Origin of the sequence: Microbispora catharanthi, from assembly GCF_006334915.2 — a bacterium.
GTDB lineage: Bacteria > Actinomycetota > Actinomycetes > Streptosporangiales > Streptosporangiaceae > Microbispora > Microbispora catharanthi.
The window spans coordinates 105,975-131,104 of sequence record NZ_VDMA02000011.1; the positions used below are offsets into that span (position 1 = coordinate 105,975).

Here is a 25,130-nt window from a genome sequence, read left to right on the forward strand (position 1 = left end):
TTGTATACATCGCCGTGGATCACGATGGCGTTAAGGAGACGGTCTCGGGGCGATGTCGGGGATGTCCCTGATGCCGGCGGGCGCATACGCGGAACAAGATGGAGGCAGACTCGAAGAGAGCCGAGCAGTCGATCGACGGAAGGCGATGCTGTGATGCCCGCGGCAGCGACACCATCGTGGCCGGGCCATGCCCCGATGCCACACCCTCAGTTGCGCGTTACCAACCAGGACCGCGAACAGGTGGTCGAGCACGTCAAAGCGGCCTACGCCGAGGGCAGGCTCGACAAGCACGAGATGGACGAGCGGCTGCACCTGGCGATGACCGCGCGCACGCACGCCGATCTCGTGCCCATCATGAACGACCTGTACGGCACCCGCCCGGCGTACGTCCCCCGGCCGCCCTCGTACCGGGCCGCGGTCCCGGACGGGGGAGACCGGGTCGGGGCGGCGGCCTCGCACCTGTTCGCGCTGCTGGGGTTGTTCATCATCGGCCCGCTGCTGATGATGGTGACCGCGGGGCGGACGTCCCCCTACATCAGGAAGCACGCGGTGGAGTCGCTCAACTTCCACCTCACGGTGCTGGGAGCGACGGTGTTGCTGCCGTTCACCGTCGTCGGCGTCGTCCTGCTGCCGGTCATCTGGGTCGTCGGACTGGTCCTGTGCGTCGTCGGCGGGGTGTCGGCGCTCGCCGGCACCGAGTTCCGCTACCCGCTGACCATCCGCCTGATCAAGTAACTGCTGAAGCGGCTCCCGGTCAGGGCATGAGCGCGCGGACCGCGGCCACGGTGTCGGCTTCCTCCGGCCGCTTGTCGGGCCGGTAGCGCAGCACCCGGGCGAACCGCAGCGCCATGCCGCCGGGATACCGGCTCGACCGCTGCACGCCGTCGAAGGCGATCTCCACGACCAGCGCGGGCTTGAGCGTGACGACGTAGTCGTCCGTCGGCCCCTCCGCCAGCGGCAGGAACTGCTCGGTCTGCCAGGTCAGCAGTTCGTCGGTGAGGCCCTTGAACGTCTTGCCGAGCATCACGAAACCGCCCGTCTCCGGGTCGTAGGCGCCGAGGTGCAGGTTGGACAGCCAGCCCCGGCGCCGTCCGCTGCCCCACTCGGCGGCCAGCACGACCAGGTCGAGCGTGTGCCGCGGCTTCACCTTGACCCAGCCAGCCCCCCGCCGCCCGGCGGCGTACGGCGTGCGCAGCGACTTCACCACGACGCCCTCGTGGCCCCGGCGTACGGCGTCGCCGAAGAACATCGCGGCCTCCTCGGCGTCCGCCGTGACGAGCCGAGGGGTGATCAGCTCGGCCGGGACCGCGGCCTCCAGCGCGGCGTGCCGCTCCTCGTCCGGCAGGTCGAGCAGGTCGGCGCCGCCCACGCGCAGGGCGTCGAAGAAGAAGACGGTCAGCGGCACGGTCGCGCGCAGCGACGCGACGTCGGTCCTGCTGGCCACCCGGCCCGAGGTGACCTGGAACGGCTCGGGGCGGCCGTCCGGGCGCAGCGCGATGACCTCACCGTCGAGCACGAGATCGGTCCCGGGCAGGCCGAGCACGGCCTCGACCAGCTCGGGGACCTGCGCGGTGATGTCGTCGAGCGTGCGGGTGAAGACGGCGACACGGTCGCCCGACCGGTGGGCCTGGACCCGCACGCCGTCGAGCTTCCACTCCACGGCGGCAGGGGCGCCGGCCTTCTCCAAAGCGGCGGTCACGCTGGGCGCGCTCTGCGCGAGCATCGGCGCCACCGCCCGCCCGACCTCCAGGTGGAACGCCTTCAGCTCCGCGACGCCGCCGCGCAGCGCGGCCGCGCCGACGGCGGGCAGCGAGCCGCGCAGGGTCAGGGCCCGGCGCACCTCGGCCGCGGGCACGTTCGCGGCCATGGCGACCGCCTCGATCATCACCCCGTTGAGCGCCCCCTGGCGCAGCTCGCCCGTCAGCAGCCGGTGCAGGAACGACTGCTCCTGCCGGGTGAGGGCGCCGAACAGGTCGCCGAGCAGCTCACGGCGCGCCGCCTGCGAACCGGCGCCGGACTGCGACTTGACGCGTTCGAGCAGCGTGTCGACCTGCGTCAGGGTCGCCGTGGCGATCTGACGCGGCTCGGGAAGGTCGGACAGGCTCCGCCAGCCCACCCCGATCTGGCGCTGCGGCAGCTCGCCCGACAGGTAGGCGATGGCGATCTCGGCCTCGTCCGGTCCCACCCTGCCGAGCAGCTCGGCGAGGTGCCTGATCTTGGCGAGCCGCGCTGAGTCCGCGGCGACGGCCGCGGACGTCCTGGCAAGGTCGATCAGCAACACACCGTAATCCTGCCTCACCGCAGTGGCAGATGCCCAGGCCGGGGGTCGGACACTAGCTGTAGTGGCGCGCGCGCGGCCACAGCTCGTGCCAGGGCCGGACGGGGTCGCGGCAGACCGTGATCGGCACGCCCTGCTCCTCGCCCGGCATTCCGCTCAGCCTGCCCGCCGGGACGCAGTGGGCGAAGACGGTGGCGAGGTCGGCGGGCGGGTAGCCGACGGAGACGACCACCCGTGTCCCCTCCGGCGGCGGTCCCCACCACCACAGCTCGTTGTGGCCGCTGTAGACCGCGGGCAGCCCGAACTCGCCCGCCCAGCGACGCAGCGCGCCGGCCTCGCCGTAGTTCGCCGCGAGCAGCACCGCGCCGGCGCGCTCGCCCGCGGGCAGGCCGTTCACCACCCGGGCCGTCTGCGCCGCCACGTCGCGCATGCCCACCGACTCACGGGCCACCTCGTTGATGGCGGCGACCGGCGTACCGGCGAGCGACGCCGCCGGGATGACCGGCAGCGCCACGACCACCGCGACCACGGCGTCGACCGCCAGCGCCGCGACCAACGCTCCTCTCCACCGCCACCCGGCCGCAGCGACGCAGCCGGCCGCGAACAGGTAGAGCAGGAACCCGCCGGTGTAGTCGGGGCGGCCTCCCGAATAGAGGACCAGCGCGCACGCCACGGGGTAGGCGATGGCGAGGGAGCGGACCCGCCGGTTCCGCCACAGCCGCAGCCAGCCGGCCACGCAGACCACCGCCTGCGCGGGCCCGAGCAGCACGAGCTGAAGGGGGACGAAGGAGGCGCGGTTGTCCGCGCCCTCGTCGATCTTCAGCGCGTCGGCCATCTGGAACTGCGGCCAGTCGTGCGTCGCCTGGTAGAGCAGGTTGGGTGAGGCGATCGCCAGAGCCAGGAGGGCGCCGGCCCACAGTCGCCTGTCCCGCAGCACCTCGCGCGGCCCGGCCACGAGGACGCCCAGCCCGACGCAGCCCAGCAACACCACGATCAGATCGCGGTTGTACGCCGCGAACCCGCACAGCGCTCCCGTCCAGAGCCAGTAACGCCCGTCCCCCCTGAGCAGCACCCGGAGCAGGCACAGCGTGACCGCGCTCCACAGCACGAGGTCGGGAGTGAGGGTCAGCAGCGAGTGACCGGCCAGCAGAGGCAGCACGGAGGTGGCCGTCCCGGCCGCGGCGAGGATCTGGGCCGCACGGCCGCCACCCAGTTCGCGGGCGGCCAGTGCGACGAGCACGACCAGAGCCCCGGCGCACAGGGCGGGCACGATCCGCAACGCGACGACCGTGTCCCCGAAGATCGCCGTGGACACCCGGGCGATCATCGGCGTCAGCGGCGGAGTGTCGAAGTATCCGAGCCGCGGCCGCTCACCCAGCATGCGGAAATACAGCTCGTCGCGGTGGTAGCCGTACCACGGGCTCACCGCGAGCAGCACGGCCACGGTCGCGGCGGCGATCGCGACCACGGCCCGGGGCTGCCCGGTGAGCGGAGCGCCCGCACGGACGTCCCCGCTGGGGGACGCCCCGTCGGTGTCGTCGTGCGCCGCCGGCGTGCCGCCGGTCACCTCGTCGTCCGTGGTCACGCCGGCCTCCCGGAAGGCGGCGTTCGCAGGGGGCCGTCCTGCGGGCGGCCGAGATGGGAGGGACCCCGATCGAGGGGGTTCATGAGGCGGTTCGGGAGGGCATCGTCCACGCGGCCATCATCCTCGAACCGCTCCGGCCCTCCTACCCCTGAAACCGAAACGCCGCCGTCGCCGCACCGGTGTCCGGTCAGCCGACGCCGAGCAGGTCGACGACGAAGATGAGCGTCTCACCGGGCTTGATGAGGGCGCCCGCGCCGCGGCTGCCGTACCCGAGGTGCGGGGGGATCGTCAGACGGCGCCGTCCGCCGACCTTCATGCCGGCCACGCCGCGGTCCCAGCCGGCGATGACCCGGCCGCCGCCGAGCGGGAACTGGAACGGCTGGCCGCGGTTCCAGGAGGCGTCGAACTCCTCACCGGTGGAGAACGCCACCCCGACGTAGTGGACGGTCACGTTCTGCCCGGGCTTGGCCTCCGGCCCGTCACCCTCGACGAGATCGACGATCTCCAGGTCCGCGGGCGGCGCGCCCTCGGGAAAGTCGATCTCCGGCTTCTCCAGTGCCACGTGGGTCTCCTGTTCTCTGTGTGCCCGAAGCGCTTCCTGTGCCGGGAGTTCCGGCAGGCTGACGACTCTACCGGGGACGGCCGACGCGAGAACGCCTTCCCCACGCGGGGTGGGGAAGGCGTCGCGACTCCAGAGCCGACGAGGGTTACGGGCGACGGCCCCTCGACAGGCCCGCCCGGTCGTCGTCGCGCGCCTCCTCGGCGCGCACCTCATCCGCGCGGGCCTCCTCCGCGCGGGCCTCCTCCGCGCGGGCCTCACCGGCACGGGCCTCCGCCCGGTCCTCGGTCAGCGGGTAGCCGGTGGCCTGCGGAGCGGTGTCACCCGCCGCGGCAGGTGCCGTCGTGACCGGCCCCGCCGACGGCGGACGCTGAACCACGACGGTGTCGGCCGGCTGCACGCCGCCCTGCAGCAGCGCCTGGGCCTGGTCGAGCATGGGAGAGGCCACCAGCACGTCGTAGCGCCCGGCGACGATCGAGCTCCTCGACGAGAAGTCGCGCGTCCCGCCGGTGAAGGCGTGGCTGGTGAAGCCGAAGGCGGCGCCGGCGATGGCGCCCCAGAGGATCGACCACAGCACCAGTCCGAAGAACGAGGTCGTGGCCGAGGTGAACAGCCCGAGGAACAGGCCGACGATGAGTCCGAACACCGCGCCGGTGATCAGGCCGGACAGCGCCGCCTTGCCGTTGGTGAGCCGCCCGGTGACGGTCTCCTCCAGACGCAGGTCGCTGCCGACGATCGCGGTGTTCTCCACCGGGAACCCGGCGTCCGACAGGGTGTCGACGGCGCGCTGCGCCGCCGTGTAGTTGTCGTAACTGACCAGCAGCCGTCTGTCGGCCGCCGGACTGACCGGCCCTCCGGCCGGGGAGTACTGCATGATCGCCTCCGCGGGGTAGTGCGGTCGGTACACGAACGCACTACCCCCGGAGAGCCCGATATTCCTCTATGGAATAGGAGGAGTCACCAGCTTTGGTGCAGTGGCATGCCCTCGCTGTAGCCGGAGGCGCTCTGCACGCCGACCACCGCCCGCTCGTGGAACTCCTCCAGGGTGGTGGCGCCCGCGTACGTGCAGGAGGAGCGCAGACCGGCCACGATGGCGTCGATCTGGTCCTCCACGCTGGGCCGCGCCGGGTCGAGGTACATCCGCGAGGTCGAGATGCCCTCCTCGAACAGCGCCTTGCGGGCGCGCTCGAACGGCGAGTCCTCGGCCGTGCGCAGCCGTACGGCGCGGGCCGAGGCCATGCCGAAGTTCTCCTTGTACTTGCGCCCGTCGGGGGCGGTGCGGGTGTCGCCGGGCGACTCGTACGTGCCGGCGAACCACGAGCCGATCATGACGTTGGAGGCTCCCGCGGCGAGCGCCAGCGCGACGTCGCGGGGGTGGCGCACGCCGCCGTCGGCCCATACGTGCCGGCCCAGACGGCGGGCCTCGGCCGCGCACTCCAGCACGGCGGAGAACTGCGGCCGTCCCACGCCGGTCATCATCCGGGTCGTGCACATGGCGCCCGGGCCCACGCCGACCTTCACGATGTCGGCGCCCGCCTCGACGAGGTCGCGTACGCCCTCCGCGGTGACGACGTTGCCCGCGGCGACCGGCACGGAGGGCTCCAGCGCCCGCACGGCCCGCAGCGCCGAGATCATCTTCTCCTGGTGGCCGTGCGCCGTGTCGACCACGAGCACGTCGACGCCGGCGTCGAGCAGTTCCTTGGACTTGGCGGCCACGTCGCCGTTCACCCCGACCGCCGCCGCGACGCGCAGGCGGCCGCGCGCGTCCACGGCGGGCTGGTAGAGGGTGGAGCGCAGCGCCCCGGTGCGGGTGAGGATGCCGACCAGGCGGCCGTCCTCGTCCACCACGGGCGCCAGCCGGTGGCGGCCCTCGTGCAGCGCCTCGAACGCGGCCTGCGGATCGACGCCGCGCGGCAGCGTCTGCGGTGATTCGGTCATGACCTGGGAGAGCTGGGTGAACATGTCGACGCCGTGGCAGTCGGCCTCGGTCACCACGCCGACCGGGCGGTTGTCCCAGTCGACGACGATGACCGCGCCGTGCGCCCGCTTGGGCAGCAGGGTGAGCGCCTCGCCGACGGTGTCGTGGGAGGTGAGGGTGATGGCCGTGTCGTGGACGAGGTCACGGCTCTTCACCCATTCCATGACGTCGGCCACCACGTCGATCGGGATGTCCTGGGGGATGACGGCGATGCCGCCGCGCCGGGCGACGGTCTCGGCCATGCGGCGGCCCGCGACGGCCGTCATGTTGGCGACGACGACGGGGATCGTGGTGCCGGTTCCGTCGCCCGCGGACAGGTCCACGGCGAGGCGCGACCCGACCGAGGAACGAGACGGCACCATGAAGACATCGCTGTACGTGAGATCGTAGGGCGGCGTCACATCATTGAGGAATCGCACGTTTGTCCAGCCTACGTTGTGAGCGGGTCATATCCGGCATTCCCGGCCGACGCCGGAGCAGACCCGGACACGGGATACATTGACCTCGCCTGAGAGGAGAGCATGTGATCATCGTTGACCGTCCGGAGACGCTCGTCGTCGGCTATGCCGTACGGACGACCAACGCGGCGGAGGCGGACCCGGCCCGCGCCCAGTTGCCGGGCCTGTGGGGCCGCGCCGGAGCGACCGGAGCCTTCGCGCACGTGCCCGGCCGGATCGACGAGAACCTGTACGCCGTGCTGACCGACTACGAGAGCGACCACAACGGCGCCTACACGCAGATCGTCGGCGTGGCCGTCCGCACGGCGGCGCGACTGCCCGAGGGCATGGTCGCCGTACGGGTGCCCGGCGTGCCCGCGCTGCTGTTCGAGGCGCGGGGACCGATGCCCGGGGCGCTTCTCGACACCTGGCAGCAGGTGTGGAAGCACACCGAGTCGGGCGCCACCCCGGCCCGCGCCTTCACCACCGACCTGGAGATTCACCACCCCGGGGGCGTCGACCTCTTCGTGGCCACGCTGCCGTCGTTCGGCGAGCCCTCCGGGCCCCCGGCGCAGGTTCAGGCGGCGCCGGCCTGATCGTCGCTCTGCTCGTCGTCCTGCTCGTCGTCCTGGTCGTCGTCGGGCGGCGGGTCGGGCAGCCGCCACCCCGCGACCAGCAGCGGCAGCAGGAAGTGCGTCCACCACAGGGCGAAGACGCCGAGGAACACGGCCGCGGCGGGGATCTGGGACTTGTCTGCCTCGCTCCAGGTCGCGACCACGACGAACACCGCGAGGCCCGCCAGGATGAGCCGCATCACCCTGTTCGCGTACGTGTGCGCCCGGAGCCGTTCGGCGACCTGCCGCTCGTCGAGGCGGCTCTCCGGTAGCGAGGCGAGCCCGCGGGTGGCGCTGTTCAGCGCGGTCACGACCGGGATGTAGATCGCCAGCATGACCACCAGCAGCACGAGGTTGACCCGGACGGCGGTGTCGCTCGGGGCGATCGCCCACGACACCGCGGCGTCCGCCCACAGCAGCAGCACGCTCGCCGCGCCCGCCACGACGAGCAGGCGGCGCCGCCGCCGGGTGCGGTGCAGCGCCACGAGGCGGTCCTGCTCCATGGCGCGGGCCACGTGGAGGTTCCAGCGTTCGCGCAGGTTCACGACGCGCTCCCCAGTTTGGGAAACGGCTTGAGGGAGAAGACGACCTCCACCGGAACCTCGAAGAACTCGGCGATCCGCAGGGCCAGGTGGAGGCTGGGACTGTACTCGCCGCGCTCCAGGTAGCCCACCGTCTGGTAGTGCACCCCGAGCGCGGCGGCCAGATCCCGGCGCGAGACGCCGCGGTCGGCCCTCAGCACCGCGATGCGGTTGAACACCGGCTCCTCGGCCACGTCTCACCTCCGTCGGGCCCATGAGTCCGCTCATCTTCCGCGGACCCGGCGCAGCAACCAGGGGGCTAGAACCATACCGCCGACCGCCCACGCTCCCAGAACGGCCGCCGCCCGGCCGAGCGGCCGGCTGTGCCCGAGCTCGGCCGCGAGGACGGAATCGGGCAGGAACACCGCGCGCAGTCCGAGGCCCTGCCAGTAGAGCGGGAAGACCTGGGCGATGCCGCGCACCACCCCGGGCAGCGACTCCAGCGGGAACATCACCCCGGAGATGAGCATCAGGAGCATCGCCGGCAGGGCGAGCATCGCCGCGGCCGTCTTCGGGCCGGACACCAGGCTGCCGATCATCGCGCCGATGGGCACGACGGCCAGTGCGCCGAGCACCAGGACCCAGACGAGCGTGAACCACCGCGCGGGCGTCGCCGGCGCGGCCACCCCGGCGAGCGGCACGGCGACCAGCAGGACGAGCGCGGCGTTCAGCGCGATCGTCAGCAGCGTCGTGACGGCCCGCCCGGTCAGGTAGACGCGGATGCCCCTGGGCAGTGTGCGGGCTCGCATGAGCGTGCCCTCCTCGCGGTCCGCGGCGATCAACGTGGGCAGCACCGTGAGCCCGGTCGAGAACACCGCGAACGCCAGGAACCCCGGCGTCATGAACGCCGCCATGGACACGGACGTGCCGGGCACGTTGTTGCCCCCGATGAACAGGACGAGCACCACGTAGGTGCCGACGGTCCCGATGAGGGCGTTCAGCAGCTCCTTGCGGTCGCTCCAGAGGTTGAGCTGCTCGGTCCAGCCCCGCCGCAGTCCCAGGGGCGTCGCGTTCATCGCGTCCCTCCCACGGTCGCCGTCTCGCGGGTTCCGCGCGCCTCCTCGATGAGATCCAGGTAGCTCTCCTCCAGGGTCGGCCGCCTTAACTCCAGCCCGGGGACCGGGCCGCCGTACCGCTGGTGCAGGTCCCAGGCCACGCCGGAGGGGTCGGCGGTCTCCAGCTCGCCGTCCTCCCAGCGCACCAGCGACGGGACCTGCACGGCGCGCGCCAGCTCGGCCGGGCTGCCGCAGGTGACCACGCGCCCGGCCGCGAGCACGGCGATCCGCTCGGACAGCCGCTCCGCCTCGGCCAGGTCGTGCGTGGTGAGCAGCACGGTCAGCCCCTCCTCGCCGGCCAGCCGCTCGATCAGCAGGTGGAACTCCCGCCGCGCCTCGGGGTCGAACCCGGTCGTGGGCTCGTCGAGGAACAGCACCTCGGGACGGCCGACGATGCCGAGCGCGACGTCCAGCCGGCGGCGCTGGCCCCCGGACAGCACCCCCGCCCGGTTGTGCGCCGCCTCGGTCAGGCCGAGCGTGGCGAGCAGCTCGTCGACGTCGCGCGGCTTCTCGTAGTGCGCGGCGACGTGCGCGAGCAGGTCGCGCACCCGCCAGCGGGGGTGGTCGCGCCACGACTGCATGACCACGCCGAGCCGCGCCCGCCAGGCGTCCCCGGCGCGCGCCGGGTTCTCGCCGAGCACCTCGGCCTCGCCCGACCAGCCCGTGCGGAACCCCTCGAGGATCTCCACCAGCGTGGTCTTGCCGGCGCCGTTGGGGCCCAGCAGCGTGAACACCTCGCCCCTGCGCAGGTCGAGGTCGACGCCGTTCAGGACCTGAATCGGCCCGTACGCCATGCGGAGCCCGCGTACGCGGATGACGACGTCATGCATGCGCCCTCCAATGAAGTAGCTGTGCTCTCGAATGTAGTAGATGTACTACATTCGATTCAAGACCTGCTTCATCGGAGGGCGGTCAGCGTGATCGACTCAGGGCGTCCAGAGGGGTTCGGGAATCTCGAAACCGACCGGTTCGCCCCACTGGTTGCGGTAGGCGACCTCGTGGGCGGGCCGGCGCGGGGCCACCCCCCAGCGGCCGGTCGGGTAGCCGAAGGTGACCATGCACGCCACCTGCCAGCCCTTGTCTTCGGGCACGCCGAGGATCCGCATCGTCTCCGCGCCGTGGAACAGCCCCAGCACGGACGTCAGCGCGCTGCCCACCCCGAAGGCGCGCGCGGCCAGCTGAGCGCTCCACACCGAGGGGTAGATGGAACCGCCGCTCGGGTCGTTGCGGGTGAACGCGAACATCAGCAGGGGGTAGGTCTCGAAGTGGTCGGCCAGGTGCTGGGCCGACCGCAGCACGCTGAGCGTGCGGGTGTCGCCGGTCGCCTCGGCCTGCTCGCGCATCGGCTTGTAGTGCCCCTCGAACAGCCTGCCGAGCGCGTCCCGATACAGCGGCCCCAGCTGGGACTTCACCTCGGGGTCGTCCACCAGCAGGAACCGCCAGCCCTGGGTGTTGCCGGCACTGGGGGCGCGGACGGCGGCGTCCAGGATGCGTTCCTGGACCTCCGCCGGGATCGGGTCGGGCTTGACCCGCCGCATGGCGCGGGTCGTGTAGAGGGCCTCGAAAAGGTCCATGTGCGGGGGACTCCTCGATCGTCACGGGGGAAGGGGGAGCAGGGGTCAGGGGAGCGTGGGTCAGGCCGGCACGGTCAGGGCGACGCGGTCAGGGCGACGCGGTCAGGCCAGCACGCCGGCGGCGCGCAGGGCCTTCGCCTCGTCGCCGGGCAGGCCCCAGGCGCTCAGGTCGTGCAGCCGGGTGGCCGGGGACAGGTCACCGCGCGGCGCGCCGGCCAGCCGGGGCGCGGGCGCGGCCTGCGGCAGCCCGCCGACCTCCACGAACGTGCCACGCGCCTGGTTGTGCGGGTGCCGGACGGCCTCGCGCGGGTCGAGCACGGGGGATACGCAGGCGTCGGAGCCCTCGAAGACCGCCTCCCACTCGGCGCGGGTGCGCGACCGGAACGCCTCGGTCAGCCGCTCCCTGATGGCCGGCCAGTTCGCCCGGTCGTCGCGGTCGGGCATGTCGCCGATGCCCATCCGGGCGAGCATCTCCGCCCAGAACTGCGGCTCGAGCGCGCCCACGGCGAGATAGCCGCCGTCGGCCGTCTCGTACGTGTCGTACATGGGGGCGCCGGTGTCGAGGAGGTTGGTGCCGCGCGGGCCCCAGTGGCCGGAGTGCACCCCGCCGTAGAACATCGAGAACAGCAACGCCGCGCCGTCCACCATCGCGGCGTCCACCACCCGGCCGCGTCCGGTGCGTTCGCGCTCCAGCAGGGCCAGCAGCACGCCGTACGCCAGCATGAGCCCGCCGCCGGCGAAGTCGCCGAGGATGTTGATCGGCGGGGTGGGCTTGCCGCCCTCGCGGCCCAGCATCGACAGCACCCCGGCGATCGCGATGTAGTCGATGTCGTGCCCGGCCGCGGAGGCGAGCGGGCCGTCCTGGCCCCAGCCGGTCATGCGGCCGTAGACCAGCCGCCCGTTCACCGCGTGGAGGTCGGCGGGCCCGATGCCGAGTCGTTCCGCGACCCCGGGCCGGAACACCTCGATCACCACGTCGGCCCGCTCGGCGAGCCGCTTGAAGGCGGCGACGCCCTCGGGCGCCTTCAGGTCGAGGCCGATCGTGCGCTTGCCGCGGTCCATCACGTCGCGGCGCGGGGTGTCGCTCACGGCCTTCACCCGGTCGATCCGCAGCACCTCGGCGCCGTGGTCGGCGAGCATCATCCCGGCGAACGGCCCGGGCGCGAGACCGGCCAGCTCCAGCACCCGGATCCCCCCCAGCGGTCCCCGCGACTCCTCCATCCGAACCCTCCTCAGAGCGGCATCACTTCACGCGCTAAGTAGAACATGTTTCTGTAGGCGTGCGAGACTGCGCCCGTGACGTGGAATGTTCTCGCGCTGCCGCCGCTTCCTGAGGACGCGGTGCGCGGCCTGTTCGCCGACCTCGACGGCCGCGTCGAGGTGCGCGTCCCCGCCCGCCGCGACCGCGCGGCGCTGCTGGACGCGCTGCCCGAGGCCGAGATCGTCGTCGGCGACTGGAGCGGGGCCCTGGCCCTCGACGCCGGCGCCGTACGGCTGGCGCCGCGCCTGGCGTTCGTGCAGCAGCCGTCGGTCGGCGTGGACGGGCACGACCTGGAGGCGCTGGCCCGCGCCGGGGTGCCCCTCGCCAACACCGCGGGGGTGAACGCCGACGCGGTGGCCGAATGGTGCCTGGCCGCCGCGCTGGCGCTGCTGCGCCACCTCGCGGACGGCGACAGGGACATGCGGGCGGGGGAGTGGCCGCAGTTCGCCTACCAGCGCCGCGAGCTCGCCGGATGCCGTGTTGGAGTGATCGGGTTCGGGCCGATCGGCGCGGCCTGCGCCCGCCTGTTCGGCGCGCTCGGCTGCCGGGTCTCCTACTGGTCGCGCACGCCCAAGCCCGAGTCGTACGGCGCGGCCTACCTGGACCTCGACGCGCTGGTGGCGGGAAGCGACGTGCTCGTCCTGGCCGTGCCGCTCGCGCCGGAGACCCGCGGGCTGATCGGCGCGGAGAGGATCGCCCGCATGCCCAAGGGGTCGGTGCTGGTCAACGCGGCCCGGGGCGGGGTGGTCGACCAGGCGGCGCTGCCGGCCGCACTGGAGTCCGGCCACCTCGCCGGCGCGGCGCTGGACGTGTACGACAGCGAGCCCCCGGCGCCGGACGACCCGCTGCGCTCCTGCCCGGGGGTCCTGCTGTCGCCGCACGCGGCCGGGGTCACGCCCGAGGCGACGACCCGGCTGATCCGGTGCGTGCTGGACAACCTCACCGCCGCGATAGAGGGCCGTCCCGTCGTCAACGTGGTCAACGGCGCCGACCCGCTCGTCCGTCGGCGTCCGCCCAGGTGATGACGGTTTCCTCAGTTACGGCAGGGGCGGCGGAGGCGATGAAAAAGGGCAGGATACGATCTACGCCGACGGGGCGCCGCGGGAATTCCAGATAGTTTTCGCGGGCGTAACGTGTCTACTCTGGTCTGCGCTCCCCTCCGGGGATAGCGTGCCAAGAGGCGATCTCTACGATCCATGGGGGTGGTGTCATGCCAGAGCGCACGGCCAGTATGACCGCCCATCAGAAGGCCGTCGAGCAGATCAGGGACTCCTACGCGGCCATTCCCGAGGACTCCGCTCCCCGGCTGGCCAAGGCGACGACGAACCTGTTCCGCTTCCGCACGCCGGCCAAGACGGCCACGCTGTCCGCCCGCGATCTGGACCAGGTCATCCACGTGGACCCGGTGACCATGACGGCCGAGGTCCAGGGCATGACGACGTACGAGAACCTGGTGGACGCCACGCTGCCGTACGGGCTCATGCCGTACGTCGTGCCGCAGCTCAAGACGATCACGCTGGGCGGCGCGGTCACGGGCCTCGGCATCGAGTCGACGAGCTTCAAGGACGGCCTGCCGCACGAGTCGGTCGAGGAACTGGAGATCCTCACCGGCGAGGGGCGGATCGTGGTGGCCCGGGCCGACAACGAGCACGCGGACCTGTTCCACGCGTTCCCCAACTCCTACGGCACGCTCGGTTACGCGCTGCGGATCCGGATCAAGCTGGCCCGGGTGAAGCCGTACGTCAAGCTGACGCACATCCGCTTCAGCGACGCCGACAAGTGCATGCTCGCCATGCAGGAGATCTGCGAGAGCCGCGAGCACGACGGCGAGCAGGTGGACTTCGTCGACGGCACGTTCTTCGCTCCCGACGAGCTGTACATCACGGTCGGCTCGTTCTCCGAGCGGGCGCCCTACACGTCCGACTACACGGGCATGCGGATCTACTACCAGTCGATCCGCAGCCGCGTCCGCGACTGGCTGACCGTGCGCGACTACCTGTGGCGCTGGGACACCGACTGGTTCTGGTGCTCGCGCGCGTTCGGCGTGCAGCAGCCGCTGGTCCGCTCGCTCCTCCCGCGCCGCTACCTGCGGTCGGACGTCTATCGCAAGCTCGTCGGCCTCGACCAGAGGTACGGCGTGACCGCCCGGATCGACCGCTGGCGGAACAACCCCGTGCACGAGTCGGTCATCCAGGATGTCGAGGTGCCGATCGAGCGCGGCGCCGAGTTCCTGGAGGTCTTCCACGACAAGGTCGGCATGACCCCGGTGTGGATGTGCCCGCTCAAGGCGACCGGTCAGTGGGCGCTCTACCCGCTGGAGCCCGGCCGCCTGTACGTGAACTTCGGCTTCTGGGGCATGGTTCCGCTGCCGCGCGGACAGTACGACGGGTACTACAACCGGCTGATCGAGCGGGCGGTGCACTCGCTCGACGGCCACAAGTCGCTGTACTCCACCTCTTTCTATGAGCGTGAGGAGTTCTGGCGGCTTTACAACGGAGACGCCTACTGGCCGGTCAAGCGCGCCTACGACCCGGGCGGCCGGCTGCTGGACCTCTATGACAAGTGCGTCAGGGGCCGGTAGGCGTCGTTACGTCGGGAGAGGTGCAATGACTCTTGCGGAGATCTTCGAAAAGATCGTCGGTCCTGACGCGGGCGTCGAGTTCGTCGCCTACGACGGCAGCAAGGCCGGGTCCTCGGGAGCGGACGTCCGCATCGAGGTGAAGTCGCCGGTGGCGGTGGCCTACCTCGCGCAGGCGCCGGGGGAGCTCGGCCTCGCCCGCGCGTACATCTCCGGGCACATCGACGTGCACGGGGACATGTACACCCTGCTCGACCGGATGTGGTCGCTGACGCTCAACGACCTGCCGCTCAGCGAGAAGGTCGCCGCGGTCCGCTCGCTCGGGATCAAGCCGCTGCTGATGCGCGTGCCGCCGCCGCCGCAGGAGGCGCGGCAGAGCACGCTGGCGAAGCTGGGCAGCCGGCACGCCAAGCAGCGCGACGCCGAAGTGATCCACCACCACTACGACGTCTCCAACCGCTTCTACGAGTGGGTGCTCGGCCCCTCCATGGCGTACACCTGCGCGGTCTTCCCGCGGCCGGACGCGACGCTGGAGGAGGCGCAGTACACGAAGTTCGACCTGGTCGCCAAGAAGCTCGACCTCAAGCCCGGCATGCGGCTGCTCGACGTCGGCTGCGGCTGGGGCGGCATGGTCATGCACGCGGCCAAGGAGTACGGCGTGAAGGGCCTCGGCGTCACGCTGTCGCGCCAGCAGGCCGAGTGGGCGCAGAAGGCCATCGCGGAGGCCGGGCTGTCGGAGCTCGCGGAGGTCCGCTACATGGACTACCGCGACGTCGCGGAGACCGGTTTCGACCGGGTCAGCTCGATCGGCCTCACCGAGCACATCGGCAAGGACAACCTGCCGTCGTACTTCTCCTTCCTGTACGGCAAGCTCAAGCCGGGCGGGCGCCTGCTCAACCACTGCATCACCCGCCCGACCAGCACTGAGAAGACCCTCAACAAGGGGGGCTTCATCAACCGCTACGTCTTCCCGGACGGCGAGCTGGAGTCGGTGGGCTACCTGGTCCGCCAGATGGAGGACACCGGCTTCGAGGTCCGCCACGAGGAGAACCTGCGTGAGCACTACGCGCTGACGCTGCGCGAGTGGTGCAAGAACCTCGACGCCAACTGGGACGACGCGGTCGAGGAGGTCGGCCAGGGCACCGCCCGGGTCTGGCGGCTCTACATGGCCGGCTGCGTCGTGGGGTTCGAGCGCAACAAGGTGCAGCTGCACCAGGTGCTCGGCGTCCGGCTCGACGAGGGACAGTCGCACGTCGCGCTGCGCCCGTCCCTCGACTGGCCGTAAAGGTCTCTACCGCAGCTCGCGCTTGAGGATCTTGCCGGTGGCGGTCATCGGCAGGGACTCGCGGAACTCCACGATCCGCGGGTACTTGTAGGCCGCCATCGTCTCCCGGCACCACGCCACCAGTTCCTCCTCGGTGGTCGTGGCGCCGGGCTTGCGGATGACGTACGCCTTGACCTCCTCGCCGTGGGAGTCGTGGGGCACCCCGACGACCGCGGCGAGCGAGACCGCGGGGTGGGTCATGAGGACCTCCTCGATCTCCCGGGGGTACACGTTGAAGCCGCCCCGGATGATCATGTCCTTGGCCCGGTCGACGATGAAGTAGTAGCCGTCCTCGTCGCGCCGGGCCACGTCGCCGGTGCGGAACCAGCCGTCCTTCATGACCTGCGCGGTCGCCTCGGGCCTGTTGTAGTAGCCCTTCATGATGTTGTGGCCGCGGACGGCGATCTCGCCGATGTCGTCGGCCGTGTTCCAGTCGGCGTCGACCAGCTTCATCTCCACGCCCCAGATCGGCGTGCCGATCGAGCCGGCCTTCGCGGGCCTGCCCGGCTGGTTGAACGAGGCCACGGGCGAGGTCTCCGACAGACCGTAGCCCTCCAGGATGTCCACGCCGAACGTCGCGCTGAAGTCCTTGAGCACCTCGACCGGCAGCGCCGAGCCGCCGGAGACCGCCGTGACCAGCGAGGACGGCACCTCGGCCGTCCCGGCGTGCACGGCGGTGAGCATGGCCCAGTACATGGTCGGCACTCCCGCGAACAGCGTGACCTTCTCGCGCTTCATCAGCGTGAGAGCCTCGGCCGGCTCGAAGCGCGGCAGCAGCACGAGCGCGCCGCGGCGCCGGAACCCGGCGTTCAGCAGCACCGTCTGCCCGAAGGAGTGGAACAGCGGCAGCGCGACGAGGTAGGTGTTCTCCGTCTGCCGGGGGAACATCTCGTCGCTGACGATGGCGTTCATGACCATGTTCTGGTGGGTGAGCTCGGCGCCCTTCGGCTGGCCGGTGGTGCCGCTGGTGTAGAGGATCACCGCCGTGTCGTCGGCGGAGGTCTGCACGGTCTCGAACTCGCCGGACATCCCGTCGAGGGCCGCCCACAGCGTCTCGCCGAGCTCGGACTCGGTGGCGAACGGCGTGGCCGGCAGCACGAAGAAGTGCTCGGCGCGCTCGGCGTCGGCGAAGCCGGCCCGGCCCCGCTCGCCCAGCGGCAGCTCCGGCGAGCCCTCGAAGCAGAAGAAGGCCTTGGCGTCGGAGTCGTCCAGGTGGTAGGCGATCTCCCTGGCCTGCAGCAGCACGTTCAGCGGGACGACGGTCGCGCCCGCCTTGAGGATCCCGTAGTAGACGAACGGGAAGTACGGCAGGTTGGGGCAGGCCAGCGCCACCTTGTCGCCCCTGCCGACGCCGCGTGAGACCAGCAGGTTGGCGACCTGGTTGGCGATGGTGTTCACGAGCGAGTACGGCAGGCGCATGTCGCCGAAGACGACCGCGGTGGCGTCGGGCTTCTCCCGTGCGCTGTCTTCCAGCACGACGGCCAGGTTGAGCATCTGCCGCTCCCTCTTCTATCGGACCCTCGGTCCATACCAACCGGTAGGTACCTCAGCGTAACGGCTCGGGGAGTGGATTTTGAGGGTCCGGTTACAAGGGTGTTCTCGACCCTTGACGATGCCGTGCCCCCGCACAAGAGTGGGCGGCATGGACACGGCTGTCGACCTGTCCCACATCCCGTTCTGGGGACTGCCCCAGGCCGAGCGGCACGAGGCGTTCCGCCGCCTGCGCGCGCTCGGCCGGCCCGTCTTCTTCCGCGAGAACAAGATCCCCTTCATCGGTCACGGCCCCGGCTACTACGCGCTCGTACGGCACGCCGACGTGACCGAGGCGAGCCGCGACCCCGCCGTCTTCAGCAGCGAGCCGACGGCCAACAGCATCCCCGACATGCCGCGCTGGCTGGCCGTCTACTTCGGCTCCATGATCAACATGGACGATCCCCGGCACGCCCGGCTGCGGCGGATCGTCTCGCGGGCGTTCACCCCGCGCATCCTGGCCAAGATGGAGGAGGATCTGGGCCGGGCCGCCCGGGAGATCGTCGACGGGGCCGTGCGGGAGGGGCCCGGCGACTTCGTCACCCAGATCGCCGCCCGATTACCCGTACGGGTGATCTGCGACATGATGGGCATCCCGGCCGGACATCACGACCGGGTGCTGCGCCGTACGAACACGATCCTGGCCAACGCCGACTCGGAGTATTCGGGCGTCGCCGTCGACCCGTCCCGGCCGGACGCCTCCTTCGGCCGCTGGACCACGGCCCGCGGCCTGGCGGCGCTGCTGCGGGCCGGGCACGACCTGAACGCGCTGGCCCGTCGCCTGGCCGGGGAGCGCCGCCGGCGGCCCACCGACGACCTGACGAGCAAGCTCGTGAACGGCGAGGAACGCCTGACCGCCCAGGAACTCGGCTCGTTCTTCATCCTGCTGGTCGTCGCGGGCAGCGAGACGACCCGCAACGCCATCGCCCATGGGCTCAAACTGCTCACCGACCATCCCGGCCAGCGCGCGCTGCTGCTGGAGGACTTCGACGGGCGCATCGCGGGCGCCGTGGAGGAGATCGTCCGCTACTCCAGCCCCGTCATCCAGTTCCGGCGCACGGTGACACGGGACCACACCATGAACGGCCACGACTACCGCGCGGGCGACAAGGTCCTGCTGTTCTACAACTCGGCGAACCGGGACGAGGCGGTCTTCCGCGATCCCGACGTCTTCGACATCATCCGCAGTCCCAACCCCCATGTCGGCTTCGGCGGCCACGGCCCCCACTACTGCCTGGGCGCCCACCTCGCCCGCCGGGAGATCACCGTGATGTTCCGGGAACTGTTCGACCGCATGCCCGCCATCCGCTCCGTGGGCGAGCCGTCCTACCTGCTGTCCAACTTCATCAACGGCGTCAAGCACATGAGCTACCGCTTCTGAGCGTCGGCCTCAGTGGGCGTACTCGTCGCGGCGCCGCAGCATGGCCGCCAGCATCAGCGGGAACATCGCGACGTGGGCCGCGACCATCAGGCCCATGCCGTCGATCAGGCCCAGCCACAGGAGCGGGAACAACGGCACTACCGGGGCGAACATCGCGCCGCACATCTCCAGGACCGGAGCCCAGGCGTGGCCGCGCACGCGCATCCAGACGGCCATCCCAGCCGACATGTCGAACGCCATCAGCAGATAGGCGAGCTCGGGATCGCGGTCGTACGAGGGCGCCATCCCTGACGCGGACCACAGCAGGCCGAGTGCGAACATCCCCGCGAACATCGCGACCACCATCTCGAGGTAGTGCAGGGCGAAACGGCCCCATCGCCGCGTGGCGGGGCGGTGGCCGGTGTGCCTTTCAGGCGTGGTGTGAGTCATGGCCCAACTGTCCGGGCGGCCCGCGGACGCGCCAAGGAGAGAGACGGGGACGGGTCCGAAATCTTGGGCTCTCCGTCCGTCCGGCCTACAGTCGTGTCATGACCCAACGGCGCATGGTCGTGGTCGGATATCACGCGGCGGAGCTCGTGGACATCGCGTGTGTGACGTCGAGCCTGATCATGGCGAACGCTCATGGCGCGTCCCCGTGCTACGACGTGTGCCTGGCCACCCCGTCGGGTCTGCCCGTCACCTGCGGCAGCGGGTTGACGCTACAGGGACAGCAGGCGCTCGAACGCGTCACAGGGCCGCTGGACACGCTTCTCGTCTCTGGGGGAATCGGGCACGAGGAGGCGGCGGCCAACCGGGTCATCGTCGGGCACGTCCGGCGGCTGGCGCGGGAGAGCCGCCGCGTCGCGTCGGTGTGCACGGGCGCCGCGGTGCTGGCCGCCGCCGGCCTGCTCGACGGGCGGCGCGCCACCACGCACTGGCAGTTCGCGCACACGCTCGCCGCCCGCCACCCGGAGATCGCCGTCGACGCCCGCCCGATCTTCATCCGCGACGGCAACGTCACCACCGCCGCCGGCGTCACCAGCGCACTGGACGTCACCCTCGCCTTCATCGAGGAGGACCACGGCCCGGCCCTCGCCAGGCAGGTGGCCCGCAACCTGGTGACCTACCTGCAACGACCCGGCAACCAGGCGCAGATGAGCATGTTCACCGAGGGCCCTCCGCCCGGCGACGGCCTGGTCAGGCGCGTCGTCGACCACATCACCGGTCATCCGGACGCCGACCTGTCCACCACCGCGCTGGCGGCCGGCTCGGGCGTGAGCGAGCGCCACCTGACCCGGCTGTTCCTCAAGCACACAGGCCAGACGCCGGGCCGGTTCGTGCGCCGGGCCCGCGCCGAGGCCGCCGCCCACCTGCTCGCCTCCACGTCGCTGCCGATGGCCGCCGTCGCGGCCCGCTGCGGCTTCGGGACGGCCGAGGCCCTCCGTCAGGCGTTCGTCGACCTGTATGGCATCCCGCCCTCGCGCTACCGTTCGACGCAGGCGACCGCGTTGCCGTCCTCCCTCGGCAACGACAAGTGACGACTCTGGCGGTGCCGTCTGCGATGGTGGCGGCGTGGTCTACTTCGTCTACCGCAGCGTCTACGAGGGGCCGTCCGGCCGGCTCGTCCGGCACTTCCCCGACGCCACCGTGCTCGACTGGTTTCGCAGGGTATGGGATGACGCCGCGTCGGAGGACGCGTACAAGTGGGTGGAGCGCGAACTCGGCGCGAACGTCTACGGTCTGCACACCATCTTCGAGACCGGGCTGCCGGCCCCCCGCACCCATGACGAGTTGCGCCGGATGCTCAAGGAGCACCTGTACGTCGAACGGACGCTGCGGGTGGACCGGCACAGCGTGCGGGTGCCCACCGATGACGACGAGGTCGAGCTGGCGTACTTCTTCGTGGACGACCACGTGGTGGCATCCGAGCCGGATCGGTGGGCCTACCTCCTGCATGAGGACTGGGAACTACCCCTGAACGCGCCTCCCGCCCGGGAAGCGTTCACGCCTCCGGGGCCGGTCGACGTCATCACGTCCGCGCCGCCCGGCGGGGAGGGCGTGACGTATGCCGTACTGATCACATTTCACGCCACCTTCGCCAGCGTGGGATGTTCATGGCCGAAGGCGTTTCCTGGTGTGCGGCTGCCCGGGCTCGCGGCGGCGCTGCGCGCGGCGGACCCCGATCTCCTTTCCGGCGAGTTGTGTGCCCTGCGCGCCTTGATCGCTCCCGGCGACGAGGACATCGGGCCCGCGCTGGAGCGCTGCAACCGCTGGGGGCCTTTGGAGGAGTGGCTGCCCGAGATCAGTGCTCCGCACTCCCGGGCGCACGGGCATGCGCTGCGCCTGCTGGAGGACTGCGTCCCGGCGGACGGACGCGACCCGGGTCGCACGCTCATCCGGTGCGGCGACCACCTGGCCCAGATGGCGATCCACATGGACGAACATTTCGGTTACCGGCAGTGGTTCCTCTTCGACGACGTCTGGGCCGCCGCGCACCCGGAGCCGGCCGCCTCACTGATGCGGTTTGGTGCCCATTGGGATCCGCGCTGCCGGCGCGAGCATGCCCGCCTGACCCACTGTGGCTGAACCGGCGGATGTGGCAGACTGGCAACCGAATTTGGTTCTAGTCACCTCGGAGGGGCCGGCCCATGACCATGGAGCCCGCGGAGCGCGCGCCCATCACCTCGGCGGCGGACATCGACCTGAACGACTGGGACTTCTGGGGCCGTCCGGACGAGGAGCGGGAGCACGCGTTCCGGCTGCTGCGCGACCTGGACACCCCGGCCTTCTTCCCGGAACCCGAGTTCAGCCTGGGCGGCGTCACCGGGCCGGGCTACCACGCGCTCGTCCGGCACGCCGACATCCTGGAGGCGAGCCGCAATCCCGAGGTCTTCTGCTCGGGCGACGGCGGGGCCACCAACATCCCGGACCTGCCGGCGGAGTTCGCCGAATACTTCGGCTCGATGATCAACATGGACGACCCGCGGCACGCGCGCCTGCGGCGGATCGTCTCGCGCGCCTTCACGCCGAGGATGATCAAACAGTTCGAGTCCGATGTGGACGCCGCCGCCTCGCGCATCGTGGATGAGCTGCTGGAGACCGGCCCCGGCTGCGACTTCGTCACCGAGGTGGCCGCCAGGCTGCCCTTGAAGATCATCTGCGACATGATGGGCATCCCGGAGAAGGACTACCAGTTCGTCTTCGACCGCTCGAACGTCGTCCTCGGCGCCACCGACCCCGAGTACGTGAGCGAGCGTGAGGACATCGCCCACGCGCTGCTCACCGCGGGGATGGAGCTGCAGCAGCTCGTCCAGGACCTGGCCGCGCTGCGGATGGAGACGCCCACCGACGACCTCACCTCGTCCCTGGTCAACGCCAACATCGACGGGGAGCGGCTGACGGCCCAGGAGCTCGGCTCGTTCTTCATCCTGCTCGTCGTGGCCGGCAACGAGACCACCCGCAACGCCATCTCGCACGGCATGCGCCTGCTCACGGTCAACCCGGAGCAGCGGCGGCTGTGGCTGGAGGACTTCGAGGGCCGGGCGCCGCGCGCGATCGAGGAGATCGTCCGGCTGGCCGCGCCGGTCAACTTCATGCGCCGCAAGGTCACCCGCGACCACGAGATGAACGGCAACCTCTACCGCAAGGGCGAGAAGGTCCTGCTGTATTACTGGGCGGCCAACCGCGACGAGCGGGTGTTCGACGACCCGCTGCGCTTCGACATCCTGCGCGACCCCAACCCACACGTCGGCTTCGGCGGCCCGGGTCCTCACTTCTGCCTCGGCGCCCACCTGGCCCGCCGCGAGATCACCGCGATGTTCCGCGAGCTGCTGCGGCGGGTCCCCCAGATCGAGGCGGGCGAGCCGGAGCGCCTGCTGTCCAGCTTCATCAACGGCATCAAGCACATGCCCTGCCAATTCTGAGTGAGGTCATTGACCGCGCCGTGCGGGACGCTTAACGTACCGGCCAAGATCGACCAGCCGGTATGAAAGCAGGTGCCCGCCGTGAGCATCGTGGAGACCGTCGGCGGTCCCGTCGAGGTGAACGACCTCGGTCAGACGCTCATGCACGAGCACGTCTTCGTGCTCGCGACCGAGCATCTGGACAACTACGGCCGGGGCGCGTGGTGGGACGAGGAGGTGCGGGTCGCCGACGCCGTCGCCAAGCTCCGGGCGCTGGTGGCCAAGGGCGTGACGACGGTCGTCGACCCCACCGTCTGGGGGCTCGGCCGTTACATCCCCCGTATGCGGCGGATCGCCGCCGAAGTGCCCGGGCTCAACATCATCGTCGCCACCGGCCTGTACATGTTCGACGGCGTTCCGCACCAGTACGAGATGCGCGGGCCGGGCCTGATCATGGATGTGCCCGAGCCGATGGTCGAGGACTTCGTCCGGGACATCACGGAGGGGATCGCCGACACGGGCGTGAAGGCGGGGTTACTTAAGTGCGTGGTCGAGCAGCAGGGACTCACCCCCGGTGTCGAGCGGATCTGCCGGGCCGTGGCACAGACGCACCTGCGCACCGGCGCGCCCGTCACCGTCCACACCAACGCCGCCGCCCGCAGCGGCCTGGCCGCGCTCGGCCTGTTCGTGAAGGAGGGTGTGGACCCCGGCAGGATCGTGATCGGCCACGCGGGCGACTCCAACGACCTCGACTACCTCATGCGCCTGGCCGACACCGGCGCGATCCTCGGCATGGACCGCTTCGGGCTAGACCTATACAACCCCACGCCCGCCCGCGTCGAGACGATCGTGGCGTTGTGCGAGCGCGGCTACGCCGACCGCATGGTGCTGAGCCACGACGCCGCCTGCTTCTCGGACTACTTCGGCGGAGCGTGGGACGAGGTCATGCAGGTGACGCCGAACTGGCGGTACGACCACATCCACGACGACGTGCTGCCGGCCCTGCGCGAGCGCGGGGTGGGCGACGACCTGATCCGGCAGATGCTCGTCGACAACCCCCGCCGGTATTTCACGAGGGAGGGCTGACCACCGGCCGGGTGGTCAGCGGATCGGCTTGATCGACCGGAAGACCGTGTTGATGTCGGGGAGCAGCTCGTCCTTGAGCTGGGGCACGGCCATGTAGACGATCGTGGGAAGGTCGGCGCCGGTGTTCACGGCCGCGACCACGACCGTGGTGGCCGCGCCGTCGGCGGTCACCTTGTAGACGGCGGCCAGGCCGGTGAGGTTGTTGCGCGCCAGGCGCTGCTGGGCGATCTTGGTGACCTTGTTGTCCTTGGGGAACTGGGTCTGCCGCGCCCGGAACATCACGGCGCTGACGACCGGGCCCAGGTTGTCGGGCGTGGTGTACTTCACGGCCAGCGACTGCGCCAGCGGGCCCGACATCACCAGGGCGAACTCGCGCTTGCCCTTCGTGGTCATGCCGGCCGGCACGTACTGCCTGCTGGTGAAGCCGTACGTCGCCTTGACCTGAGCCGGGTCGGCGTCAGCCTGCCAGGGGCCGCCGAGCTTGGGCAGCGTGATCCGGCCCGCGGTGTCGGTGAGCACGCCGCTCACGGGGGAGGCGGTGCCCTTGTAGACCGGCAGCCGTGATGAGGTCTGTGCCTGCGGCTTGGCCGTGGCGCCGGACTTGACGGAGGAGGGCTTCGCGGACGTCGCCGCCTCGGCCGTGTCGCCGGAGCTGAGCGGCCCGGCGGCGAACGCCCACACGAGCACCCCGACGAGCGCGGCGACGACCGAGGCCACCAGCGCGTACAGCCAGACCGGCCGGCCGGATTCGTCCTCCTCGTACTCGTCGATGGCCTGGTAGTTCTCCCCGAACACCGTGTTCCACAGCTCCTGCTGCCGGTGCGCGGGAGGCGTCTTGGGCCCGCTGATCTGTCCCGCCGTCACGAACGGCCGGTACGGGTCCTCCGGCTGGGGAGGGGGCGGGGGCGGCGCGGAGGAGGCGGGCGGGGCGGACTCGGCGTACGAGCGGACCGAAGGGGTGAACGGTGAAGAAGAGGGCCGGGAGCGGTCCGGGCCGCCAGGGAACGGGCCCCCGTGCGGGCCGGCCTGCCCCTGCCGCTGGCTCTGCCCCTGGTTCTGCCCCTGCCCCTGGTATTGACGCTGGTCCTGACCGGGGCCCGCATGGCCCGGCGTGCCGTACGCCGGCGCGGGGCCGCCGAAGCCCTCTGCGCTTCCGGAGCCGCCCGGGCCGCCGAAGGCGGCGGGCCGGCTCGGAGCCGTGCCGGGCAGCTGGCCCGCCATGGTCGCGGTCGCGTCCGCGGACTGCTGCGGTGGCCCCTCCACGAAGGAGCGGACGGTGGGGGTGAAAGACGACGGGGGAGGCATCTCGGGCCAGGCCGGCGGGATCTCCGGCCACGCCGGCTCCCGCTGGTGTTCGCTGCGGTCCGTGGGCACGGTACCTCCCGAGATCATGCCCGAATTAGGGGTGCCTGGCATGATCTCATGCGC

24 protein-coding genes are annotated in these 25,130 nt (G+C 71.2%); 10 read left to right on the top strand and 14 right to left on the bottom strand.

Features of this window, described 5'->3' with window-relative positions:
* Nucleotides 1–195 precede the first annotated feature (195 nt).
* Entirely contained in the window at nucleotides 196–735 is a 540-nt protein-coding gene (locus tag FH610_RS21405; protein WP_139576301.1) for a DUF1707 and DUF4870 domain-containing protein, read from the top strand.
* Between the two features lie 19 nt (nucleotides 736–754).
* Here the strand turns inward: FH610_RS21405 and FH610_RS21410 are convergent, their stop codons facing one another.
* From FH610_RS21410 to FH610_RS21430, 5 genes are all read right to left on the bottom strand, one after another.
* Nucleotides 755–2,281, bottom strand: a complete 1,527-nt coding sequence (locus FH610_RS21410) for an ATP-dependent DNA ligase (RefSeq protein ID WP_139576302.1) — start codon at nucleotides 2,279–2,281, stop codon at nucleotides 755–757.
* Between the two features lie 52 nt (nucleotides 2,282–2,333).
* Entirely contained in the window at nucleotides 2,334–3,863 is a 1,530-nt protein-coding gene (locus FH610_RS21415; RefSeq protein ID WP_139576303.1) for a glycosyltransferase family 39 protein, read from the bottom strand.
* Nucleotides 3,864–4,050: 187 nt separating this feature from the next.
* Complete coding sequence (locus FH610_RS21420; protein WP_139576304.1) at nucleotides 4,051–4,425, bottom strand: FKBP-type peptidyl-prolyl cis-trans isomerase; 375 nt, start codon at nucleotides 4,423–4,425, stop codon at nucleotides 4,051–4,053.
* Between the two features lie 145 nt (nucleotides 4,426–4,570).
* Entirely contained in the window at nucleotides 4,571–5,329 is a 759-nt protein-coding gene (locus tag FH610_RS43760) for a YrzE family protein (protein ID WP_205825948.1), read from the bottom strand.
* A gap of 50 nt (nucleotides 5,330–5,379) precedes the next feature.
* Nucleotides 5,380–6,819 carry a GuaB1 family IMP dehydrogenase-related protein gene (locus tag FH610_RS21430; RefSeq protein ID WP_139576305.1) on the bottom strand — a complete coding sequence of 480 codons (1,440 nt, stop codon included), beginning with the start codon at nucleotides 6,817–6,819 and terminating at the stop codon, nucleotides 5,380–5,382.
* A gap of 104 nt (nucleotides 6,820–6,923) precedes the next feature.
* On the opposite strand from FH610_RS21430, the gene FH610_RS21435 reads away from it, so the two are divergent.
* Entirely contained in the window at nucleotides 6,924–7,433 is a 510-nt protein-coding gene (locus FH610_RS21435; protein WP_139576306.1) for a GyrI-like domain-containing protein, read from the top strand.
* Here the strand turns inward: FH610_RS21435 and FH610_RS21440 are convergent.
* The 6 genes from FH610_RS21440 to FH610_RS21465 all read right to left on the bottom strand — a co-directional run bounded on the left by FH610_RS21440 (nucleotide 7,415) and on the right by FH610_RS21465 (nucleotide 11,882).
* Entirely contained in the window at nucleotides 7,415–7,996 is a 582-nt protein-coding gene (locus FH610_RS21440; protein WP_139576307.1) for a hypothetical protein, read from the bottom strand. The genes FH610_RS21435 and FH610_RS21440 overlap by 19 nt on opposite strands.
* The gene (locus FH610_RS21445) at nucleotides 7,993–8,226 is read right to left on the bottom strand and encodes a helix-turn-helix transcriptional regulator (protein WP_079316115.1); all 234 of its coding nucleotides are present in this window, start codon (nucleotides 8,224–8,226) and stop codon (nucleotides 7,993–7,995) included. Before FH610_RS21445 ends, FH610_RS21440 begins: the two co-directional genes overlap by 4 nt.
* A 30-nt stretch (nucleotides 8,227–8,256) precedes the next feature.
* Nucleotides 8,257–9,048 carry an ABC transporter permease gene (locus tag FH610_RS21450; protein WP_139576308.1) on the bottom strand — a complete coding sequence of 264 codons (792 nt, stop codon included), beginning with the start codon at nucleotides 9,046–9,048 and terminating at the stop codon, nucleotides 8,257–8,259.
* Complete coding sequence (locus FH610_RS21455) at nucleotides 9,045–9,917, bottom strand: ABC transporter ATP-binding protein (protein ID WP_139576309.1); 873 nt, start codon at nucleotides 9,915–9,917, stop codon at nucleotides 9,045–9,047. Before FH610_RS21455 ends, FH610_RS21450 begins: the two co-directional genes overlap by 4 nt.
* A 96-nt stretch (nucleotides 9,918–10,013) precedes the next feature.
* Nucleotides 10,014–10,661 carry a nitroreductase family protein gene (locus tag FH610_RS21460; RefSeq protein WP_139576310.1) on the bottom strand — a complete coding sequence of 216 codons (648 nt, stop codon included), beginning with the start codon at nucleotides 10,659–10,661 and terminating at the stop codon, nucleotides 10,014–10,016.
* Between the two features lie 102 nt (nucleotides 10,662–10,763).
* Nucleotides 10,764–11,882 carry a CaiB/BaiF CoA transferase family protein gene (locus FH610_RS21465; protein WP_139576311.1) on the bottom strand — a complete coding sequence of 373 codons (1,119 nt, stop codon included), beginning with the start codon at nucleotides 11,880–11,882 and terminating at the stop codon, nucleotides 10,764–10,766.
* Nucleotides 11,883–11,957: 75 nt separating this feature from the next.
* Between FH610_RS21465 and FH610_RS21470 the strand changes: the two genes are divergently transcribed.
* The 3 genes from FH610_RS21470 to FH610_RS21480 all read left to right on the top strand — a co-directional run bounded on the left by FH610_RS21470 (nucleotide 11,958) and on the right by FH610_RS21480 (nucleotide 15,785).
* Nucleotides 11,958–12,944 carry a 2-hydroxyacid dehydrogenase gene (locus FH610_RS21470; RefSeq protein ID WP_139576312.1) on the top strand — a complete coding sequence of 329 codons (987 nt, stop codon included), beginning with the start codon at nucleotides 11,958–11,960 and terminating at the stop codon, nucleotides 12,942–12,944.
* A 188-nt stretch (nucleotides 12,945–13,132) separates the two neighbouring features.
* Nucleotides 13,133–14,503 carry an FAD-binding oxidoreductase gene (locus tag FH610_RS21475; RefSeq protein WP_139576313.1) on the top strand — a complete coding sequence of 457 codons (1,371 nt, stop codon included), beginning with the start codon at nucleotides 13,133–13,135 and terminating at the stop codon, nucleotides 14,501–14,503.
* A 25-nt stretch (nucleotides 14,504–14,528) separates the two neighbouring features.
* Nucleotides 14,529–15,785 carry a class I SAM-dependent methyltransferase gene (locus FH610_RS21480; protein WP_139576314.1) on the top strand — a complete coding sequence of 419 codons (1,257 nt, stop codon included), beginning with the start codon at nucleotides 14,529–14,531 and terminating at the stop codon, nucleotides 15,783–15,785.
* Between the two features lie 6 nt (nucleotides 15,786–15,791).
* Here FH610_RS21480 and FH610_RS21485 read toward each other — a convergent pair whose 3' ends face one another.
* A complete protein-coding gene (locus FH610_RS21485; protein WP_139576315.1) occupies nucleotides 15,792–17,318 on the bottom strand; it encodes a long-chain-fatty-acid--CoA ligase in 1,527 nt (508 codons plus the stop codon).
* A gap of 148 nt (nucleotides 17,319–17,466) precedes the next feature.
* Here FH610_RS21485 and FH610_RS21490 point away from each other — a divergent pair, with 148 nt between their 5' ends.
* Entirely contained in the window at nucleotides 17,467–18,735 is a 1,269-nt protein-coding gene (locus FH610_RS21490) for a cytochrome P450 (protein ID WP_139576316.1), read from the top strand.
* 9 nt (nucleotides 18,736–18,744) lie between these two features.
* Here FH610_RS21490 and FH610_RS21495 read toward each other — a convergent pair whose 3' ends face one another.
* The gene (locus FH610_RS21495) at nucleotides 18,745–19,164 is read right to left on the bottom strand and encodes a hypothetical protein (protein ID WP_205825949.1); all 420 of its coding nucleotides are present in this window, start codon (nucleotides 19,162–19,164) and stop codon (nucleotides 18,745–18,747) included.
* 98 nt (nucleotides 19,165–19,262) lie between these two features.
* Here FH610_RS21495 and FH610_RS21500 point away from each other — a divergent pair, with 98 nt between their 5' ends.
* From FH610_RS21500 to FH610_RS21515, 4 genes are all read left to right on the top strand, one after another.
* Entirely contained in the window at nucleotides 19,263–20,252 is a 990-nt protein-coding gene (locus FH610_RS21500) for a GlxA family transcriptional regulator (RefSeq protein ID WP_139576317.1), read from the top strand.
* A 34-nt stretch (nucleotides 20,253–20,286) separates the two neighbouring features.
* Entirely contained in the window at nucleotides 20,287–21,300 is a 1,014-nt protein-coding gene (locus FH610_RS21505; RefSeq protein ID WP_139576318.1) for a hypothetical protein, read from the top strand.
* A 62-nt stretch (nucleotides 21,301–21,362) separates the two neighbouring features.
* Entirely contained in the window at nucleotides 21,363–22,637 is a 1,275-nt protein-coding gene (locus tag FH610_RS21510) for a cytochrome P450 (RefSeq protein ID WP_139576319.1), read from the top strand.
* A gap of 81 nt (nucleotides 22,638–22,718) precedes the next feature.
* The gene (locus tag FH610_RS21515; protein WP_139576320.1) at nucleotides 22,719–23,702 is read left to right on the top strand and encodes a phosphotriesterase family protein; all 984 of its coding nucleotides are present in this window, start codon (nucleotides 22,719–22,721) and stop codon (nucleotides 23,700–23,702) included.
* 15 nt (nucleotides 23,703–23,717) lie between these two features.
* On the opposite strand, the gene FH610_RS21520 is transcribed toward FH610_RS21515, so the two are convergent.
* Nucleotides 23,718–25,076, bottom strand: a complete 1,359-nt coding sequence (locus FH610_RS21520) for a hypothetical protein (RefSeq protein WP_139576321.1) — start codon at nucleotides 25,074–25,076, stop codon at nucleotides 23,718–23,720.
* Between the last annotated feature and the right edge of the window lie 54 nt (nucleotides 25,077–25,130).